The organism is Roseovarius salincola, assembly GCF_026891095.1.
GTDB lineage: Bacteria > Pseudomonadota > Alphaproteobacteria > Rhodobacterales > Rhodobacteraceae > Roseovarius > Roseovarius salincola.
In genome coordinates, this window is the sequence record NZ_JAPTNL010000004.1 from 122841 (window position 1) to 142360 (window position 19520).

The following is a 19520-nucleotide window of genomic DNA, read 5'->3' on the forward strand; positions in this document are numbered from 1 at the left end:
AGGATGAGGGTCAGGCGAGCCGCAGCGCGCGATAGCGCCGCAGGCGCAGAACTGTGAGCGCGGATGCGATGAGGCTACCGCTTGCCAGCGCGATCCAGAGGCCGGTCACTCCGAGACCAGCGGCGGTTAGCAAGAGAGCCGTTGGCAGTGTCACGCCCCAATTGCCGAGGAGCGAATAGACCATGGGCATCCGGGTGTCCTTTAGCCCGCGCATCAGCCCTGTCGCCACGGCACCGATCGGCACGAGCAGTTCAGAGAGCGCGAGAAGCATGATCAACCCCGCTGCCGTGGCCGCAGTTGCAGGATCCTGAAGGACGGCACCGGCCAGGGGGACGGCGACCGCGCCGAGAATCGCGGCATGGGCCAAGCCCGCAGCCAGCGCCAGACGTGTGCATGCAGTGAACGTGAACCTCTGGTCACCAACCTCTGATCGGCGCGCCATGCGCACGGCGGCCCCCTGTTGCAGTCCAATTGAGACGGCATAGACGAGACCGGCGAGGCGGATCGTCAGTGCATGGGCGGCCGCCGCCTCGGCTCCGAAGCGGGCCGCGAAGAGGGTGGCGCCAAGAAAGACGCCCAATTCCGCGAGCATCGTGAAGCCGATGGGCAAGCCCACGCGCAACGCTTCCCGCAATTCACGGATCGCAGCGCATTCAAGGCCCCAATCGCCTTGTCTCTTGCAGGCGAGCCCAAGCACGACCGCGATCCCGCAGGCGACAAGCAGCGAGGACAGGCCAAGACCCGTGATCCCGAATCCGCTCCAAGTCCCCACGCCGTGCATCAGCATCCAGTTCAGCGCGGCATTTGCCGGAATCGCGCAGGTCGTGATGCGGGCGATGAGACCCGGGCGTTCCAGCGCCAGCAGGCGATTTCGCAGGACGGCGACACAAAGCATCGGCACGAGAGTCGCGGCCATGGCCTGCGTGTACCCGCGCCCGTCGTCCAGAAGCGCCTCTGGGATGCCCAGCCAACGCAGATAATCAGGTGCCGCCCAGACCAGCGGCACGGTAACAAGGGTGAGCAACACGGCGAGCATCCATCCGGCGGCCCGCAGGCGGCGAAGCGACGTGTTATCCTGCGCCTCGGCTGCGGCGGCATAAAGCGGCGCGAGCCCGCTGATGCATCCGGCCGCGAAGACAAAGACGATGCTGTAGAAATCGCTGCCAACCGCGACGGCGGCGAGGCCCCCGGCGCCGAAGCTCGCGGCCATCAACGTGTCGGTCACGCTCATGGCCATATTGACAAGCGCAACGAGTGTCATTGGCGCCGCAAGGCGGAGAAATGCGCCCGTTTCGGCACGCAAGGGAGAAGCCGGGCGCAGATGCGCGCCCGGTAAGGTTGTTTCGGTCATCGGTCTTTCTTTCGGCTAAGACGGTCCGCGCGGCCTCTCAGGCCCGGGCAACGAACCAGACGTTCAACGGATCATGCGGCAGGACGTGTCGCTCGACAGTGGCGAAGCCCGCATCGGACAGCATCGCTTCGGCCGTTTCCCAACCCCACATGGTCCCAAGACCTTCGCCGCCCTGCCCGATCGAGACCGGTGTGCAATGCGTCAACGAAATCGCGTAGAGAAGCGAAGCCATGGGGAAATCGAGATTGTTCTCAAGTCTCGAAGACCCGCCAATATCCTGTACCAGATAGGTTCCGCCCGGCTTCAGCGAAGCCCTGAGGCCGTGGATCAAACCTTCAGGGTCCTTCTGATCGTGAATCGCGTCAAAAGAGGTGATGAAGTCAAACCGTTCCTGCTCGGCGAACCCGGTCAGATCTTTGGCCTCAAAGTTCACATTCCCGAGGCCGAGCCGCCGCGCGGCTGCCCGGGCCCAACCGATAGCATCACCGCAAAGATCGTACCCTGTGAAGCTGCTGTTTGGATAGCGCTTTGCCATCTCGATGAGTGCGCCGCCCCGGCCACAACCGGCATCAAGGACCTCGATCCCATCGGCAAGCCTGTCCTCTATGCCTCCCGCCAGCGGCAGAACATGGTCAAATAGCGCCTCCGCTACGGTTTGCGCGCTGTCTTCGGCCATGATCTGGTGAAAGCAGGGATAGTCAACATAATCTGTCCCCTCTCCCGTTTCGAAACAGGCGATGGTCCGGTCCTGCACCCCGCCCATAAGCGCTACATGCTGGGCATAGACCGCGAGGTTGCCAAGCGGCGCGCCGCGCGTGAGGCAGGCGGCACGATCGGCCGGAAGATGGTAGCACGATGTCTCGGGGTCGTAGTCCACGACCCTGCCCGTCACCATGACGGCAAGCCACTCACGGACATAGCGTTCCGCCAGACCGGCCGCGGTGGCGATCTCGAGGCTTCCGGCCGGGGCCATATCCGCCATCGTGTCGAATAGACCTGTCCTGTGACCCAGCGACAGCGATACGGCGATCGCACCCTGGTCGATGATTCCCGCGATGGTCTCAGCGAAACGCTCGGCATTCGCGGCGGAGATGTTCTGACGTTCTGCGGTCATGTCGTTTGTTCCCGTTTTGCGGATGGATGCACTGGCGATAACCGTACAGGCGGCCCCTCGATAAGGGCGGGACTGGACAAGAACAGGCTGATCCTGCCATTCTTGGCTATGAACATTGAAAAAATGACTGCCGGCCCAAGGATTGCCCTCCTCGCGCTCCCCGAAAGCACGCCGGCAGCCATCTATGGTCTCTACGAGGTCTTCCTGTCAGCCGGCCGGACCTGGGAACAGCTGACCGGCGAACCCTCGGACGTGCCCTTGATGACACCGCGCATCGTCACCGCAGATGGCGCACCGGTCGAGACAACCTACGGTCTTGCGATCACGCCGCACGAGGCGATGGGAGAGGCCGACATCGTGATCGTGACGGACCTCGTGCTTGACCTCGACAAGCCGTTCGCGGGCCTCTGGAGCCGCCAGATCGAATGGCTGCGCGAGAAATACGCAACCGGCGCCACGGTCTGTTCGGTCTGCACCGGGACCGCCGTTCTGGCCGAGGCGGGGCTTCTCGATGGTCTCGAGGCGACAACGCATTGGTCACTCGCGGACCTGCTGCGGCATAACTACCCTGAGGTGCGGCTCGCGGCGCAGAAGATCCTCGTCCCCGCCGGTCCCGAGCACCGCATCATCACCGGAGGCGGCGCGACCGCTTGGGAAGAACTCGCCCTTTATCTTGTCGCAAGATTCTGCAGCCCGGACGAGGCCGTGCGTATCGCAAAGATCTTTCTGTTCGGCGACCATTCGGAGGGCCAGTTGCCATTTGCCGGTGTCCGACGTCCCCGCCGGCACGATGACGCCGTGATCTCGGAGATCCAGGGTTGGATCGCCGACAACTATCACCGCGCCAATCCCGTGGCCGCGATGGTGGAACAGTCGGGCCTCACCGAGCGCACCTTTATGCGCCGCTTCCGTGCGGCGACGGGCTCCACCCCGATGGAATATGTGCAGACCATGCGGATCGAAGAGGCGAAGCATCTGCTGGAGACGAGCGAGGCGGCCATCGATCAGGTGGCGATAGAGGTCGGGTACGAGGATTCCAATTTCTTCCGTCGCCTGTTCAAGCGACGCGTCGGCGTAACGCCTGCTCGCTATAGGCAACGCTTCTCTAAGCTGCGTCTGCTCGGAGGCAGGGCCTGAGATCAAATTCAATGGCGCAGACGCAGTGCTTAGGCGCGACCGCGTGCCCAAAGGTGCGCGCTCATTGTGATGGTGCGGACCCCTGGATTCTGGGGCAGGGAGATGAGAGGAGACGCTGCTGACGGGCGCGGCGAATTCACACTTTCCGCTCTGTAAACATTTCTAAAATGGTCCCAGTGGAACACCATGTCAGGTGTTTGGGGTGAAAATGGCATGTGGATAAAAGTGAGGATTGACCGGGTGCGAGATTGCGTAGGTGCATAAGAAGATTGTTTTTTATGCTTTACAGATCTCCCGTCGGAGGCGTCCCCCAGTCGCCACGGGCACCGGCGGGGCGCGGGGTCACTGGCCCAGCATCCAGCGCCCATCGGGCCAGAAGGCATGAAAGGCGAAGGCGAAAAGCAGATCATGCGGCAGGTCGCGCCCGCGCGCATCGCGCACCCGGATATTGCCCACGTCACGCCCCTCGGCGATCAAGGTGGAATCGAGCGCCGACGCCTGGCCGGCCTCCCAAGTGATCGACACCCCCGCCTCCTCGATTTCGCCGGCACGGCGCACCCGCTCAAGCGGCCAGGCCCTGTCGCCCACACGCACCACGCGCGCCAGCGCCGGCACGCCATGCGGCGGAGGCGCGCCGTCATACAGAAAGGGCCGCACCGCGCTGTCATAGCCACCATAGGGATTTTGGCCATAGCGGCGCGCATGGTCCGGTTCGGCCATCACAAGCCCGTCGGGGTGGCGCGCGCGGAACTGTTCCCAGCTTTCCATCCACGAGGGCAGCTGGCGCAGCTCGGTCCCCGTCATGCGCCCCACGATGGCCTCGCCCAGCGCCTGTTGCCACCAGCTTTCGCTTTGGCGGTCGAACATGATCATGTCCGAGTTGCGCAGCTTACCCGAAACGCCGAACTCCAGCACCCCCTGCGCGCTGCGCCGGTCGAACACCATGGCCGAGTTGCACAGCGGGCAGAAGGTGACCGCCACCGGCACCCCCGCCACGCTGTCATTGACGATCTCGTGCCAGGTCAGATAGCGCAACGGATAGGCGCGCGGGACGGCGTCCCCGATCTCGAGCGTGATCACCGGCTCGCGCGCGCCGATCCCGCTTTCCTCGCGCGCTGGGATGAATTCGGGGGCGCTCAATGCCGGGATGCCGTCTTTCGGCGGGCCGCCCGATATGATCTCATTCCAGCTTTCCACACTGGTGGTCGTGAAATCGGTGCGCGGCCACTCTCGTCGCCAGGTCGAGGGATCGGCGGCGGCCAACTGGCCACTCAAAGCGAGGAGGACTGTAGCAAGGAGCGAGAATCTGAACGGTCGGGGGAAAAGGGGCATGGCACATCCTCCTGGCAGGTTGCCCGCATGATGCCCGCGCCGCGCCGTTCCGGCTAGAGGCGCGCACGCAGACGTGACGCACCGTGTGAATCAGTGCGGGTCCTCTTTCCCTTTGCGCGCCTTCATCTCGCCAAGCGCCTTGTCCCAGCGGCTGTGGTTCAGCACCTTGCGGAACGCGCGCTCCAGTTCGGCGACGCCGTTGTTTTCATACCAGCGGCCATGGGCGATAATCACCCGCTCGGGCGCCCAGGCGATCATCCGCTCCACATCCGTGCCCAGTGCAGTGCGGTCGCGAAAGCTGCGCCGCATGTCGGGGGGCATGGTGCCGTCGGGATCGTCAAGCCCGGCGATCCAGACGATGGGGCGCATCCAGACCGGCAGCTTGGCGGTCTCGAAGGCCTCGATCAGGTCGGTCAGGATGAGGGTGCGGCTGGCGCGGTGAAAGAACACCGCCTCGCGGTGCAGCTTGCTGCCGCGCACGATCATCTGCTCGATCTGCCCGCACCACGGCTCTTCGGCGCAGTCCCATTGCAGCGCGTGATCGAGATGCAGCGCGAGACCCTTCTTCTCAGCCCGCGCGGCCACACCCGGCGCGCCCCAGGCCAACGCTGCGGGAAAAGCCGCCTGCCAGTCACCAAGATGCGCGTAATGCAGCCAGTTCGGGGCGATCAGGTGGCGCACCGGGCCGATCGCGTCAAGCTCGCGCCGCAGCCCGTCGGTCAGCCGGGTCGGCGAATGCACCCAGATATCGCCATTCTCCAGCCGCACGACGGTGGCGCGGGTGGAAAACGGCATCCCCATGAAGCGGATCGCCGGCCCGTCGATCAGCCATAGCCCGTCGGCCACGGGTTTGAGCGTGTCGAGCGGCTCGTATCCCGTGGCCTGCATGGCCTACTCGGTCACCGTGACCGACTGCATCACATCGGGCTGGCCGACAACCGAACCGTTGCGGCCCTTGCCGCGCTTGATCGCATCGACCACGTCCATCCCGTCCGTCACCTCGCCCACGACGGTATATTGCCCGTTGAGATGCGTCGCCGGGGCGAACATGATGAAGAACTGGCTGTTGGCGCTGTTCGGGTCCTGGCTGCGGGCCATGCCGATCACGCCGCGCTCGAAACCGATATCCGAGAACTCGGCCGCAAGGTCGGGGCGGTCACTGCCGCCCATTCCCGCGCGGCGCATGTCGCCGCCCTCAAGCTTGCCGAATTCCACATCGCCCGTCTGCGCCATGAAACCCTCGATCACGCGGTGAAACACCACGCCATCATAGGCCCCCGCCTCGGCCAGCGCGGTGATCCGCTCCACATGCTGCGGTGCGACATCCTCGAAAAGGTCGATGGTGACGGTGCCATTGGCCTCGCCCGCCACGTCGATCTGCAAGCCGGTGGCCAGCGCCGGACCGGCCATCAGGCTGAAAAGAACGGCCAGTTTACGCATCGCCCGCCACCTTCACGCTGATCATCCGGTCGGGATTCGCGGGCGGCTCGCCGCGCGTGATCGCGTCCACATGCTCCATGCCGGAAATCACCCGCCCATAGACGGTGTATTGCCCGTTGAGGAAATGGTTGTCGCTGAAATTGATGAAGAACTGGCTGTTGGCGCTGTCCGGGCTCTGGCTGCGCGCCGCGCCGATGGTGCCGCGGTCATGCGGGATGCGGCTGAACTCGGCCTTGAGGTCCGGCAGATCGCTGCCCCCGGTGCCAGCCCGGCCAGGATTGTAATCCTTTTCCATGTTGGCATTGGCCACATCGCCGGTCTGGGCCATGAAGCCGTCGATCACACGGTGGAAGGCCACGTTGTCATACTGGCCGCTGCGCGCCAGTTCCTTCATCCGCTCGCAATGGCCCGGCGCGATGTCGGGCATCAGTTCGATGGTGACCGTGCCGTCCTTCAACGCGATCAGGACGGTGTTCTCGGGATCCTTGATTTCGGCCATCTGGCCCTCCTTGACTGCATGCTTTGCCCGTTACCTAAGACGCCAGACCGCAATTGCCAAGCGCAGAGCTTGACGCCCCGCGCCCGACAGGCCATGAGAAGCGCGCGTTTTGATGAGGCGGCAGGAGCAGAACAGTTGGGTATGAACTGGAAATCCATCGACGACATGGATCTTGACGGCAAGACGGTGCTGACCCGCGTCGACATCAATGTGCCCATCGAGAACGGCCGCGTCACCGACGCCACCCGCATCAACCGCATCGTGCCCACCATCGAGGCGATCCTGGCCGCGGGCGGCAAGCCCATGCTGATCGCCCATTTCGGCCGCCCCAAGGGCAAGGTGGTGGACGAAATGTCGCTGCGCCCGGTCGTGCCCGCGCTGGAAAAGGCGCTCGGGCGGCGCGTCACCTTCATCGAGACGCTCGATGGCGCCGAGAACCTCACCGACGAGGCCCGCGCCGCCGATGTGCTGCTGCTCGAGAATATCCGCTTTCACCCCGGCGAAGAGGCCAACGACCCGGATTTCGCCGCGCGCCTTGCGGGCCTCGGTGACATCTATTGCAACGATGCCTTTTCCGCCGCTCATCGCGCCCATGCCTCGACCGAGGCGCTGGCGCGCCACCTGCCCTGCTGCGCCGGACGCCTCATGCAGGCCGAACTCGAGGCGCTCGAGGCCGCGCTCGGCACGCCGCAACGCCCGGTGGTGGCGGTGGTGGGCGGCGCCAAGGTGTCGTCCAAGCTCGACCTGCTGGGCAACCTCGTGGAACGGGTCGACCAACTGGTGATCGGCGGCGGGATGGCCAATACCTTCCTGGCCGCGCAGGGCCTCGGCGTCGGCACATCGCTGTGCGAACACGACATGGCCGACACCGCGCGCCTGATCATGACCAAGGCGGGCGCCGCGGGCTGCGAAATCCTGTTGCCCGCCGACGTGGTGGTCGCACGCGAATTCAAATCCGGCGCGGCGCATGAAACCGTGCCCGCCCATGCCTGCCCCGAGGATGCGATGATCCTCGACGCCGGGCCGCAATCGGTGACCCGCATCACCACGGCCTTTGACGCCGCGCGCACGCTGATCTGGAACGGGCCGCTTGGCGCCTTCGAGATCGAACCGTTCGACGCCGCCACCAATGCCGCCGCCGCCCATGCCGCAGGACTCAGCCGCGCGGGCAAACTAGTTTCGGTGGCGGGCGGTGGCGACACGGTCGCGGCGCTCAACAAATCGGGCGCGGCGGCGGATTTCACCTATATCTCCACGGCTGGCGGTGCCTTCCTCGAATGGATGGAAGGCAAGGATCTGCCCGGCGTCGCAGCACTTCAGACCTGACGCCGCCACGTTCACGGGGGCCTGCCCCCCCGGCCAAAGACACTGCGGCACGCTCTTCGCACCTGCTTCAAAAAGACAGCTTTGCGAAATCCCTCCGATCTTGTAACAGGTCGGCACAACATATGAGAAAGCAGGCAATGCCCGATCAATCCGAAGCTGCCCGTCAGCTTGGCGAGGACCGTCCTGCACGGGAATGGATCAGAATCCTCGCGGAGTACCGTGAACCCGACCCAAAACGCAGTTCATTCGAACTTGCGGTCACTCTCGGCCCGTTCCTGATCTTGTGGGCGCTTGCCTGGTGGTCCATGTCGCTCAGCTATTGGCTGACGCTCGCGCTCTCGCTGGTGAACGCGGGGTTCCTGCTGCGCCTCTTCGCGATCCAGCACGATTGCGGGCATGGCGCATTCTTCCAGAACCGGACCCTGAGCGACTGGCTCGGTCGCGTGATCGGGGTGCTGACACTGACACCCTATGACGTGTGGCGGCGCTCCCATTCGATTCACCACAGCTCGGCGGGCAATCTCGGGCGGCGCGGCATGGGCGACATCCAGACCATCACCGTCGCGGAATATCGCGACCTGAAACCGCTCAACCGTTTGCTTTACAGGCTTTATCGCAACCCGGTTGTCCTGTTCTGCCTCGGGCCGGGCTATCTGTTCTTTGTCCAGAACCGGCTGCCGCTGGGGCTCATGGGCAATGCCAGATACTGGGTCAGCGCCATGTGCACGAATGCCGCGATATTCGCCTGGGTGGCGGCGGTTCTCTATTACGGTGGCCTCGTGCCCATCCTGTTGATTTTCCTGCCCTCGACACTGCTTGCGGCCACGGCCGGGGTCTGGCTCTTCTACGTGCAACACCAGTTCGAAACCACGCATTGGGACAACGAGGAGGACTGGCAATTGCATGACGCCGCGCTTCACGGCAGTTCGCACTACGTGCTGCCCCCCGTCCTGCAATGGGTGAGCGCCAATATCGGCGTCCACCATGTGCACCACCTTTACAGCCGCATCCCCTTCTATCGCCTGCCCGAGGTGCTGCGGGATCATGCCGAACTGGCCGAAAGCAATCGCATGACCATCCGGGAAAGCCTGCACAGCGTGCGGCTGCATCTCTGGGACGCCAAGTCGCGCCGCCTGGTCTCTTTCGCCGAGGCGAAGGGGCTTTGAAACCCGGCCCGCAGGCGTCGCGCCGTTAGCGCCACCACGATTGCATAAATCCGCCCCCTCGCCTAAGACGGCGCAGACCTTCGCGCGCGCAGGCGCGAGGCAGAAAACAACGTCCATGAACCGGGGAGTCAGATCATGTCCAGGGAACGTCAGGCCGAGCAGGTCCGCAACGCAAACGGCTTTATCGCGGCGCTCGATCAGTCGGGCGGCTCGACCCCCAAGGCGCTGCGCCTCTATGGCATCGAAGAGGACCGCTACGGCTCGGATGCCGAAATGTTCGACCTCATTCACGCGATGCGCTCGCGCATCGCCCGCGCCCCGGCCTTCAATGGCGATCACATCATCGGCGCGATCCTGTTCGAGATGACGATGGAGCGCGAGATCGACGGCAAACCCTCGCCCGACTACCTCTGGCAGGAGCGCGGCGTGGTGCCCTTTCTCAAGGTCGACAAGGGGCTGGCCGAGGAGGAAAACGGCGTCCAGCTGATGAAGCCGATGCCCGATCTCGATGCGCTGCTGGAACGGGCGGTGAAGGCGGGAATCTTCGGCACCAAGATGCGCTCGGTCATCAACGCCGCCAATCCCGAAGGGATCAAGGCGGTCGTCGCCCAGCAGTTCGAGATCGGCCGCCAGATCCTTGGTCATGGCCTCGTGCCGATCATCGAACCCGAGGTGACGATCAGCATCGCCGACAAGGCCGAGGCCGAGGAAATCCTGCGCGACGCCATCGCCGCCGAACTCGATGCGCTGCCCGACGGCCAGCAGGTCATGCTCAAGCTGACCCTGCCCGAGACCGCGAATCTTTATGCGCCGCTCATCGCCCATCCGCGCGTGATGCGCGTCGTGGCGCTCTCGGGCGGCTATGCGCGCGACGAGGCCAATGCCCGGCTGGCCCGCAACAGCGGCATGATCGCCAGCTTCAGCCGCGCCCTGACCGAAGGGCTTTCGGACGCGCAATCGGACGACGCGTTCAACGCCACCATCGGCGAGTCGATCCGCAGCATCTACGACGCATCCGTCGCGGGCTGAGGGCGGCGGTGCAAGGGGGGGCGCTGCCCCCCGTCCCGGACAGGTCCGGGACTCCCCCCGGGATATTTCGGAACAGAAGAAGGGCGCGGTCCGGGGCAGGGCCAGAGCGGCGCGATATTTTGATCAAATTATTGTGGCGTCCGGCGCGATGACCGATTAGCCTTTGGGAGCGCTGTTCTCAGGAGTGTTCCGCGATGGAGCTTGCCGATTACCCCACGATCCGGGTCGCCGCCTGCGACCTCAATGGCCAGATGCGCGGCAAGCGCATCCCCGGCGCCTATGCCCTGAAGCTGGATGCGGGCGCGGTCAGGATGCCGCTTTCCGTGCTCAATGTGGATATTTTCGGGGCCGATATCGAAGGCTCGCCGCTGGTCTTTGACTCGGGCGATGCGGATGGGGTGCTCTATCCGACAGGGCGCGGCCCGGTGCCCCTGCCCTGGCTCGACGCGCCCCAGCCGCTGGTGCCCATGGCCATGCATCACGAGGACGGCACCCCCTTCGAGGGCGATCCGCGCCATGCGCTCGTCGGGGTGCTGGACCGTTTCGGCACGCGCGGCTGGCAGGTGATCGCCGCGACCGAGCTGGAATTCACCCTGGTCGATGACAGCGGCGAGGCCCTGCGCCATGTGCGCGACCCGCGCTCGGGGCGGCGGCTCGAGGCGCCGGGGATCCTGTCGATGGCGCAGATGGATGCGTTCGACCCCTTCCTGACCGCGCTTTACGAGGCCTGCGCGGCCATGGGCATCCCGGCACAGACCGCCACCAGCGAGGCCGGAATCGGCCAGTTCGAGGTGACGCTGGATCATCAGGACGCGCTGCGCGCCGCCGATGATACCTGGCTTTTCAAGACGCTGATCAAGGGTCTGGCACACCGGCACGGCTTTTCCGCCAGTTTCATGGCAAAACCCTTCGGCAACGATGCGGGCAACGGGATGCACCTGCATTTCTCGGTGCTGGACGGCGACGGGCGCAACGTCTTCGACGACGGCGGCGCGAAAGGCACCGACACGCTGCGCGCCGCCGTGGCCGGCTGCCTTGCGGCGCTGCCCGCCTCGACGCTGATCTTCGCGCCCCATGCCAACAGCTATGCGCGCCTCGTGCCCGGCGCCCATGCGCCCACCGGCGCCTCCTGGGCCTATGAGAACCGCACCGCCGCCATCCGCATCCCCGGCGGCCCGCCCGCCGCGCGCCGTATCGAACACCGCGCCGCAGGGGGCGACATCAACCCCTATCTCACCTTCGCCGCGATCCTCGGCGCCGCGATCACCGGGGTCGAGACCGGCATGGAGCCCCCCGACCCGATCACCGGCAACGCCTATGAGCACGACCTGCCCCGCATGGCGCCGGACTGGGAAACCGCGATCGACCGCTTCCGGGGCGATCCGCTGATCGCCGCCTTCCTGCCACCGGAACTCATTGCCAACCTCGTGATGACCAAGCGCCAGGAACTGCGCCTGATGCGCGACATCGCCCCCGAAGCCCAGTGGAAAACCTACCTCGAAACGGTGTAGGCTGCGCCACAAGGCACCATCCCGGCAAGATGCGCGCGAGGGGCTTGCCCGCGCCTTTTGGCTGGGTTAGCCTGAATTTGATCAAATTATGGGGTTCCCATGAAAATCGGGATACTGCAGACCGGACACGCCATCGACATCGTGCGGCGCGAACTGGGCGATTACGACGCCATGTTCGCGCGCCTGCTTGCGGGGCATGGCTTTACCTACCAGACTTGGAACGTGGTCGATGAGGACTATCCCGCCAGCCCCGCCGACGCCGATGGCTGGCTCATCACCGGCTCCAGGCACGGCGCCTATGAGGACCACCCCTGGATCGCCCCCCTGGAGGCGTTCATCCGCGCGGTCTATGCCGATGGCCGCCCACTGGTGGGCGTCTGCTTCGGCCATCAGATCATCGCCCAGGCCCTTGGCGGCAAGGTGATTAAACATCCCGACGGATGGGTGATCGGGCGCACCGAATACGACATCGAAGGCCAGCACCTGCCGCTCAATGCCTGGCACCAGGACCAGGTGGTCGAACTGCCCAAAGACGCCGAGGTGATCGGCGCCAACGACGCCTGTGCCTATGCCGCGCTGCTTTACGGCAACCGCGCCTACACGATCCAGCCGCATCCCGAATTCACCTCGCAGATGATCGGCCAGCTGATCCGCCATCGCGGCCCCGGCGTGGTGCCCGACCCGTTGCTGGCGGATGCCGAAACCAAACTCGATGCCCCGATCGAAAGCGATGTCATCGCAGACCGCATCGCCGCATTCTTCAAGCAGGAGCGCTGACATGGCCGACTGGAAAGACACCCTCCCCGAGGCGGCGCAGGCCTATCTGGAGGGCCGCCGCCTCGACGAGGTGGAATGCGTCATCGCCGACCTGCCGGGCATCGCCCGCGGCAAGGCCGTGCCCGCCTCCAAATTCGCCCGCCAGCAGCATTTCCACCTGCCCGACTCGATCTTCTTTCAGACCATCACCGGCGACTGGGGCGAAGCGGCGGGCGAGGAGGGCTTCATCGAACGCGACATGATCCTCAAGCCCGACATGTCCACCGCCACCGCAGCCCCCTGGACCGGCGACTGGACCCTTCAGGTGATCCACGACGCCTATGACCGCGACGGCGAGCCGATCCCCTTCGCCCCGCGCAACGTGCTCAAGCGCGTCGTGGACCTCTATCACAAGCACGGCATGAAACCGGTGGTCGCGCCGGAAATGGAATTTTTCCTGGTGGCGCGCAACCTCGATCCGGCCAAGGCGATCGAGCCGATGATGGGCCGCTCGGGGCGCCCCGCCGCCGCGCGCCAGGCCTACTCCATGACCGCCGTGGACGAATTCGGCCCGGTGATCGACGACATCTACGACTTCGCCGAGGCCCAGGGCTTCGAGATCGACGGCATCACCCAGGAAGGCGGCGCCGGTCAGCTTGAAATCAACCTGCGCCACGGCGACCCGGTGAAGCTGGCGGATGAAGTCTTCTACTTCAAACGCCTGATCCGCGAGGCCGCGCTCAAGCATAACTGCTTCGCCACCTTCATGGCCAAACCGATCGAGGACGAGCCGGGCAGCTCGATGCATGTCCACCACTCGATCCTCGACCCCGAAACCGGGCGTAACCTCTTCGTCGGCCCGCAGGGCGGCGAGACCGACGCGTTTTTCCACTTCATCGGCGGCTTGCAGAACCACCTGCCCGATGCGGTGGCGGTGCTGGCGCCCTATGTCAATTCCTACCGCCGCTACGTCAAGGACCACGCCGCGCCGATCAACCTGGCATGGGCGCGCGACAACCGCACCACCGGCATCCGCGTGCCGCTGTCCCCGCCCGAGGCGCGACGGGTCGAGAACCGCATGGCCGGGATGGATTGCAACCCCTATCTCGGCATCGCCGCAAGCCTCGCCTGCGGGCTTCTGGGAATGATGAACGAGACCCGACCCGACCCCCAGTTCAAGGGCGACGCTTATGCCGGCGACTCCGATATCCCCCGCGTGCTCGGCGAGGCGCTCGACATGTTCGATGCGGCCACCGACCTGCATGACATTCTGGGGCCGGATTTCGCCCGCGTCTATGCCATCGTCAAACGCGCCGAATACGAGGAATTCCTTCAGGTGATCAGCCCGTGGGAGCGCGAACACCTCCTGATGAACGTCTGACCTGCGGACCGCCCGAACCATGAATCTGCTATTTGCCAATGACCGGCAGGGCCAGTATCCCGACAGCTGGTATGCCGCCACCGCAAGACCGCTGGACCGCTTTGCGCCGTTGCGCGGGCAGGTCAAGGCCGATGTCTGCATTATCGGCGCGGGCTATACCGGCCTCTCGGCGGCACTTCACCTGGCCGAAGCCGGGCTTGACGTGGTGCTGCTCGAGGCGCATCGCGTCGGTTTCGGCGCTTCCGGGCGCAATGGCGGGCAGCTTGGTTCCGGCCAGCGGATGGAACAGGACAGGCTGGAAAAGCTGGTCGGCCCGGATGACGCCGCGAAGCTCTGGGATCTGGCCGAAGACGCCAAGGCGCTGGTGAAATCCCTGATCGCGCGCCACCGGATCGACTGTGATCTCAAACCCGGCATCGCGCATATGTGCTTTTCCAGGGCCGAGGTCGCCGCCGAACACGCCTATGCCGATCACCTCGCCGCGCGCTATGGCTATGACGCGCTGCAAAAGCTGGACCGCGACGGCGCACAGGCGCTTTGCCCCTCGCCACGCTATGTGGGCGGCTCGCTCGACATGAGCGCGGCGCATCTTCACCCCCTCAACTACGCGCTCGGTCTGGCGCGCGCCGCGCGCGACGCCGGGGCGCGGATTCATGAAAACACGCTGGTGTCACAGATCCACAAGGGCAGCCCCGCGCGGGTGCAGGCCGGGCAAGGCGCGGTCAGCGCCGATCATGTGATCCTCGCCTGCAACGGATATCTTGGCGGGCTCGAACCCAGGGTCGCGGCCCGCGTCATGCCGATCAACAATTTCATCGGCGCGACAGAACCGCTGGGCGACGAGGCCGCCCGCGTGCTGACCCGCGACATCGCCGTGGCCGACAGCAAGTTCGTGGTGAACTACTTTCGCCTCAGCCCCGACAAGCGGCTGCTGTTCGGCGGCGGCGAAAGTTACGGCTACCGCTTTCCGCGCGATATCGGCGCGACCGTGCGCAAGCCGATGGCGCAGATCTTCCCGCATCTTGCCAATGTGCGTTTCGATTACACCTGGGGCGGTACGCTGGGCATCACCATGAAACGGATGCCCTATCTCGCGCGCCCCGCGCCCAACATGCTTTCGGCCTCGGGCTATTCGGGCCATGGCGTCGGCAGCGCCACCCATGCGGGCAAGCTGATGGCCGATGCGATCACCGGGCAGGCCGACGGATTCGACACGATGGCGCGCGTGCCCGCACCCGGCTTTCCGGGAGGGCGCGCATTGCGCTCGCCGCTCCTGGTGCTGGCGATGACATGGTTCGCCATGCGCGACAGACTCGGCGTCTGAGCCTCGCGCGCGGCCCTCACCAAGACGTGCCCGCGCCGTGTTGTTTCAGACCTCCGCACCCCTTTCACGCCCCTGTGCCCGGATGACCAACATCACGGCGACAGGATATATTTTTTATTTTTATCAATAAGTTGAACTCAACCGGTTTTACCCTGCATCATCGCTCACACCCGATCCCGAATCCGAAACCACAGCCCCTTGCGCAGACCATGTCACCGCTGCGTGTCCCGGTCGTGTTTTGCCAGGGTCGGGCACGGCTCCTAGGCTGATGACAGTGAAACCGAAAAGGAGAATGACATGACCAAAACGGCACATACCCAAACCCGCCGTATCGCCGCGCTCGTCATCGGCGCAGCCCTCGCCGCCACCGCCCTGCCCGTCAGCGCGATGGATTACAGCCAGATCGAAATGCTGCCCCGTCATTACAGCGACGCCGGCTTCAGCAGGCTGAGTGAACATGATGTCTACATGATCGACATCGCCCACAAGCGCGGGCAGCGCATTCTGATCGGCGATCGCAGCCCCTCGCAAAGCCGCGCATTCGTCGACCAGACCCTGAAATCCGGCACCGGCGCGCGCGCATCCACCCGCGCGGGTTCGTAACGCAGACCCACCACTCACGACCCGTCGGGCGCCCCTCACCGGGCGCCCGGCAGCTTTGGCCGCCGTGGCGTCCTGTCACAGAAATTTTGCTTGGGCCGCGCGCAGTTTTGTTTTAGTTTTCCCGAAAATACACTTCAGGAAAGCCGAAGCTGATGACCCTTCCGCCCAATGCCTTCGATGCCGAACCCATCCCCGAAGCCGCCCGCGCCGAAATCGACCGGATGCTGCAATCGGGCGATCTGTTCCGCTATACCGCCCCGCAGGACGCGCCGGTCACCCTGCTCGAGCAGGAATTCGCCGCCACCATGGGCAGCGCATACGCGCTCGCGGTCTCCTCATGCTCGGCGGCGCTGTTCCTGTCACTCAAGGCGCTTGGCCTGCCGCGCGACGCGCGCGTGCTGATCCCCGGCTTCACCTTCGCCGCCGTGCCCTCCTCGGTGGTGCATGCCGATTGCATCCCCGTCCTGTGCGAGGTCGGCGAGAATTACCGCATCGACATCGCCGATTTCACCGCCCGGCTGGATGATGTGCAGGCGGTCATCATCAGCCACATGCGCGGCCATACCAGCGACATGGACGCGATCATGTCGCTGTGCACGGCCCGCGACATCCCCGTGATCGAGGACGCCGCCCATTCGCTCGGCACCACATGGGCGGGGCGCCGGATCGGCACGATCGGGCGCGTCGGCTGTTTCAGCTTCCAGTCTTACAAGCTGCTCAATGCCGGCGAGGGCGGCATCCTTGTCACCGACGACGCCGATCTGGTGGCGCGCGCCGTCATCATGTCCGGCGCCTATGAACATAACTGGGCCAAGCATATGGGCCACGACGACCCCGACCTCTCCGCCGCCTTCGCCCGCTGGCAGAACCGCCTGCCCCTCTATAACCTGCGCATGAACAACCTCAGCGCCGCAATCATCCGCCCGCAACTGGCCGAGATCCCGCGCCGCGTCACGGACGGGCGCGCCAATCACGACCATGTCGCCGCCAGGATCGAAACCAGCCCCTGGCTGCATGTCCCGCCCAAGCTCGGCCCCGAGGAACGCGCGCCCGACTCGATCCAGTTCAACCTGGTCTCCATGAGCGATTCCGACGCCAGCGCCTTTGCCAGCGCCGCCCAGGCGCGCGGCATCAAGGTGCAGATCTTCGGGCTTTCCACCGACAATGCCCGCGCCTTCTGGAACTGGGGCTTCCTGCCGCAGGATCCCGGCCCTTTGCCGCGCACCCGCGCGATGCTGATGCGCGCCTGCGACGTGCGCCTGCCCGCGCGCCTCACGCGCCCCGAACTGGACGTAATCGCCGACACGCTGATCGCCGCCGCGCGCGACGTGATGGGCGAGGCGCGCAGCTACGGCACCTGAGCGCGCGGGCGCCTCACAGCACCGTCAGGGTTTTCTCAAGGAACGGATAGCGCGCGATCGCCGGATCCACGATGCGCTCCTGAAGGATCGGGCGCAGGGTCCCGGCGACGCTGGCGGGCATCTGGCCCAGAATATCCCTGCGCGCGGTCAGGCTGATGGTCCGTGAAAGCGGCTCGAACGGCAATTCCATCACGTCGATCTGATCGGCAAAGCGGCGCGCCCGCATCAAGGCCAGCGGCGGCAGTATCGTCCATCCCGCCCCCTGCCCGACCAGCGCCATGATGGCGTGATAGCTGTCGATCTCGAACCGATGGCGCAGAGTCATGCTCTGGCGCGTCAGATGCGCGCTGACCAGTCGTCCCATGTAATGGCGCTGCGTGTAAAGCACCAGCGCCATGCGCTTCAACTGGCGCAGCATGTCCTTTTGCGGGTTCACCGCCCCCTTGGGCGCCACCACCACGAAGCCTTCTCGCAGCACCGGATGCACCTCGGCCCAGTCGCCCGGCGTGCCCAGATCGGCCCCGACGATCACATCCAGCGCCCGCTGATCCAGCAGATCGAACAGGTGATGGCTCGCACCGGTCTCCAGCAGAAACTGGCAACCGCGCATGTCCGTGGCCATATGCGTCAGCAATCGCGGCGTCACATCGGCCTCGAAATCCTCGATCATGCCCAGCCGGAACCGGGTCAGCATCGACAGGTCCGACATTGCCAGTTCGGCGCGCGCCTGCGTCGCCTCGTTCAGGATCACCTGCGCATGGCGCTTCATGATCTCGCCCGCGGGAGTCAGGCGCACGGGGCGCGCATTGCGCTGCAACAGCGTCGCACCCACCGCACCTTCGAGATTGGTCAATTGCTGGCTTACCGCCGAGGGGCTCGCCCCTAGGCGCTTGGCCGCCGCCGAGATCGAGCGCTCATCGGCGGCCGCCATGAACACTTCGATACCCCAAAGCGTTATCCGGCCCGGACTGTCGACCATGGAACGGTTACTTGTTCATCTTGGACAGTTTTTGCTGCAACTCGGCAAGCTGCTTGCGAATCTCGGTCAGGTCCTCGTCCTCACCGGCCTCCGCCGCTGCGGATTTGGACTCGTCCTCGCGCTCGGGGCCGCTTTTCAGCCCGCCGATCCCGCCCGTCACCGCCTTCATGAAGGCTTCCTGCTGGGCGCGCATCGCATCCATCCCCGGCATGCTGGCCAGCGGGTTGTTCTTGGTCATGTTCTCCATCATCGCCGACTGCCCCTCGCGCAGCATTTCAAAGCTGGCGGCCAGGAACTCGGGCACGACACTGGTGGCCTGGGTGGTGTAACTTCGCACAAGGTCGGTCAGCACGCTGATCGGCAGCACGCTTTCGCCGCGGCTTTCGTGTTCGGCGACGATCTGCAAAAGGTATTGCCGGGTCAGGTCGTCACCTGATTTCAGGTCGATGATCTGCACTTCGCGCCCGTCGCGGATAAACTCCGCGATATCCTCCAGCGTCACGTAATCCGATGTCTCGGTATTATAAAGACGGCGGCTGGCGTAGCGCTTGATCAGTAATGGTTTCTCTGTCTCGGCCACTGCGCGGTCCTCCGGATGTTTCAGCGCTGCAGCACAGCTTATGCCAGTGCAGAATAAAAAGAAAGGGCGAGCCGCAATCGGCTCGCCCTTGTCATACCGGCCCTCTCAGGGAGGAGGAGGAGATCAGGCCGTATGTTTTCGTCCGCTTACTTGGCGGCCGTTGCTTTCTTGGCAGCCGAAGACACCTCGTCGGTGGCTTTCTTGACGGCCTTTGCGGCGTCTTCCTGCATGTCTTTGCCGGCGCTCATCATCAGTTCGACGGTGTCCATCTGAACCTTTTTGGCGATCTCGGCGAAGGCGGCCATGTTCTCGGCGGCCACTTCGGCATTTGCCGATGCGAAATCGGTCATTGCCTTGGCATAGTCGGCCGGCTCGGCCTTTGCTTTGCTCATCTCGGTCATCTTGGACAGGGTTTCCTTGGTCCACTTGCTCGAGATTTCGGCCGATTTCTCTGCCGCGTCCAGTGCGACGCCCGAGAGCTTCTCGCTCAGGGCTGCCTGGCTGTTGAAGGCGTCTTCCATCGCTTTGGTGTCGACGGGGAACGAGCCCATGATGTCTTTCATGACGGTGCTGAAGTCTTGTGCTTTTGCCATTGGTAAATCCAGTCCTTGCTTGCTTTGCATTTCTGCGA

The 19520-nt window shown here is 64.8% G+C and carries 19 protein-coding genes; 10 read left to right on the top strand and 9 right to left on the bottom strand.

What is annotated here, in order from left to right; translation table 11 throughout:
- Nucleotides 1-10: 10 nt before the first annotated feature.
- Nucleotides 11-1351, bottom strand: a complete 1341-nt coding sequence (locus N5A93_RS07180; RefSeq protein ID WP_268954398.1) for an MATE family efflux transporter — start codon at nucleotides 1349-1351, stop codon at nucleotides 11-13.
- A 37-nt stretch (nucleotides 1352-1388) separates the two neighbouring features.
- Nucleotides 1389-2465, bottom strand: a complete 1077-nt coding sequence (locus tag N5A93_RS07185) for a class I SAM-dependent methyltransferase (protein ID WP_268954399.1) — start codon at nucleotides 2463-2465, stop codon at nucleotides 1389-1391.
- A gap of 108 nt (nucleotides 2466-2573) precedes the next feature.
- Between N5A93_RS07185 and N5A93_RS07190 the strand changes: the two genes are divergently transcribed.
- Entirely contained in the window at nucleotides 2574-3602 is a 1029-nt protein-coding gene (locus N5A93_RS07190) for a GlxA family transcriptional regulator (protein ID WP_268954400.1), read from the top strand.
- Nucleotides 3603-3944: 342 nt separating this feature from the next.
- On the opposite strand, the gene N5A93_RS07195 is transcribed toward N5A93_RS07190, so the two are convergent.
- The 4 genes from N5A93_RS07195 to N5A93_RS07210 all read right to left on the bottom strand — a co-directional run bounded on the left by N5A93_RS07195 (nucleotide 3945) and on the right by N5A93_RS07210 (nucleotide 6873).
- The gene (locus tag N5A93_RS07195) at nucleotides 3945-4934 is read right to left on the bottom strand and encodes a DUF3179 domain-containing protein (RefSeq protein WP_268954401.1); all 990 of its coding nucleotides are present in this window, start codon (nucleotides 4932-4934) and stop codon (nucleotides 3945-3947) included.
- 90 nt (nucleotides 4935-5024) lie between these two features.
- Nucleotides 5025-5822 carry a DUF4336 domain-containing protein gene (locus N5A93_RS07200; protein ID WP_268954402.1) on the bottom strand — a complete coding sequence of 266 codons (798 nt, stop codon included), beginning with the start codon at nucleotides 5820-5822 and terminating at the stop codon, nucleotides 5025-5027.
- A gap of 3 nt (nucleotides 5823-5825) precedes the next feature.
- Complete coding sequence (locus tag N5A93_RS07205; protein ID WP_268954403.1) at nucleotides 5826-6374, bottom strand: peptidylprolyl isomerase; 549 nt, start codon at nucleotides 6372-6374, stop codon at nucleotides 5826-5828.
- Nucleotides 6367-6873, bottom strand: coding sequence for a peptidylprolyl isomerase (locus tag N5A93_RS07210; protein ID WP_268954404.1), 507 nt, complete (start codon nucleotides 6871-6873; stop codon nucleotides 6367-6369). Before N5A93_RS07210 ends, N5A93_RS07205 begins: the two co-directional genes overlap by 8 nt.
- 141 nt (nucleotides 6874-7014) lie before the next feature.
- On the opposite strand from N5A93_RS07210, the gene N5A93_RS07215 reads away from it, so the two are divergent.
- From N5A93_RS07215 to N5A93_RS07255, 9 genes are all read left to right on the top strand, one after another.
- Nucleotides 7015-8199 carry a phosphoglycerate kinase gene (locus N5A93_RS07215; protein WP_268954405.1) on the top strand — a complete coding sequence of 395 codons (1185 nt, stop codon included), beginning with the start codon at nucleotides 7015-7017 and terminating at the stop codon, nucleotides 8197-8199.
- Between the two features lie 137 nt (nucleotides 8200-8336).
- Nucleotides 8337-9365, top strand: coding sequence for a fatty acid desaturase (locus N5A93_RS07220; protein ID WP_268954500.1), 1029 nt, complete (start codon nucleotides 8337-8339; stop codon nucleotides 9363-9365).
- Between the two features lie 135 nt (nucleotides 9366-9500).
- A complete protein-coding gene (locus N5A93_RS07225; RefSeq protein WP_268954406.1) occupies nucleotides 9501-10394 on the top strand; it encodes a fructose bisphosphate aldolase in 894 nt (297 codons plus the stop codon).
- A gap of 194 nt (nucleotides 10395-10588) precedes the next feature.
- Nucleotides 10589-11905, top strand: coding sequence for a glutamine synthetase family protein (locus N5A93_RS07230; protein WP_268954407.1), 1317 nt, complete (start codon nucleotides 10589-10591; stop codon nucleotides 11903-11905).
- Nucleotides 11906-12004: 99 nt separating this feature from the next.
- Nucleotides 12005-12682, top strand: a complete 678-nt coding sequence (locus N5A93_RS07235) for a type 1 glutamine amidotransferase (protein ID WP_268954408.1) — start codon at nucleotides 12005-12007, stop codon at nucleotides 12680-12682.
- Between the two features lies 1 nt (nucleotide 12683).
- Nucleotides 12684-14042 carry a glutamine synthetase family protein gene (locus tag N5A93_RS07240; RefSeq protein ID WP_268954409.1) on the top strand — a complete coding sequence of 453 codons (1359 nt, stop codon included), beginning with the start codon at nucleotides 12684-12686 and terminating at the stop codon, nucleotides 14040-14042.
- 19 nt (nucleotides 14043-14061) lie between these two features.
- Nucleotides 14062-15366, top strand: a complete 1305-nt coding sequence (locus tag N5A93_RS07245) for an NAD(P)/FAD-dependent oxidoreductase (RefSeq protein WP_268954410.1) — start codon at nucleotides 14062-14064, stop codon at nucleotides 15364-15366.
- A 297-nt stretch (nucleotides 15367-15663) separates the two neighbouring features.
- Nucleotides 15664-15969 (top strand): hypothetical protein, encoded by a 306-nt coding sequence (locus tag N5A93_RS07250; RefSeq protein ID WP_268954411.1) that lies wholly within the window; start codon nucleotides 15664-15666, stop codon nucleotides 15967-15969.
- A gap of 152 nt (nucleotides 15970-16121) precedes the next feature.
- Nucleotides 16122-17330 carry a DegT/DnrJ/EryC1/StrS family aminotransferase gene (locus tag N5A93_RS07255; RefSeq protein ID WP_268954412.1) on the top strand — a complete coding sequence of 403 codons (1209 nt, stop codon included), beginning with the start codon at nucleotides 16122-16124 and terminating at the stop codon, nucleotides 17328-17330.
- A 13-nt stretch (nucleotides 17331-17343) separates the two neighbouring features.
- On the opposite strand, the gene N5A93_RS07260 is transcribed toward N5A93_RS07255, so the two are convergent.
- The 3 genes from N5A93_RS07260 to N5A93_RS07270 form a co-directional block, all read right to left on the bottom strand.
- On the bottom strand, nucleotides 17344-18309 hold the full coding sequence (locus tag N5A93_RS07260; protein WP_268954413.1) for a LysR family transcriptional regulator: 966 nt from the start codon (nucleotides 18307-18309) through the stop codon (nucleotides 17344-17346).
- Between the two features lie 7 nt (nucleotides 18310-18316).
- Nucleotides 18317-18889 (bottom strand): polyhydroxyalkanoate synthesis repressor PhaR, encoded by a 573-nt coding sequence (gene phaR, locus N5A93_RS07265; RefSeq protein WP_268954414.1) that lies wholly within the window; start codon nucleotides 18887-18889, stop codon nucleotides 18317-18319.
- A 146-nt stretch (nucleotides 18890-19035) separates the two neighbouring features.
- Nucleotides 19036-19482, bottom strand: a complete 447-nt coding sequence (locus tag N5A93_RS07270) for a phasin, PhaP (RefSeq protein WP_268954501.1) — start codon at nucleotides 19480-19482, stop codon at nucleotides 19036-19038.
- Nucleotides 19483-19520: the final 38 nt, after the last annotated feature.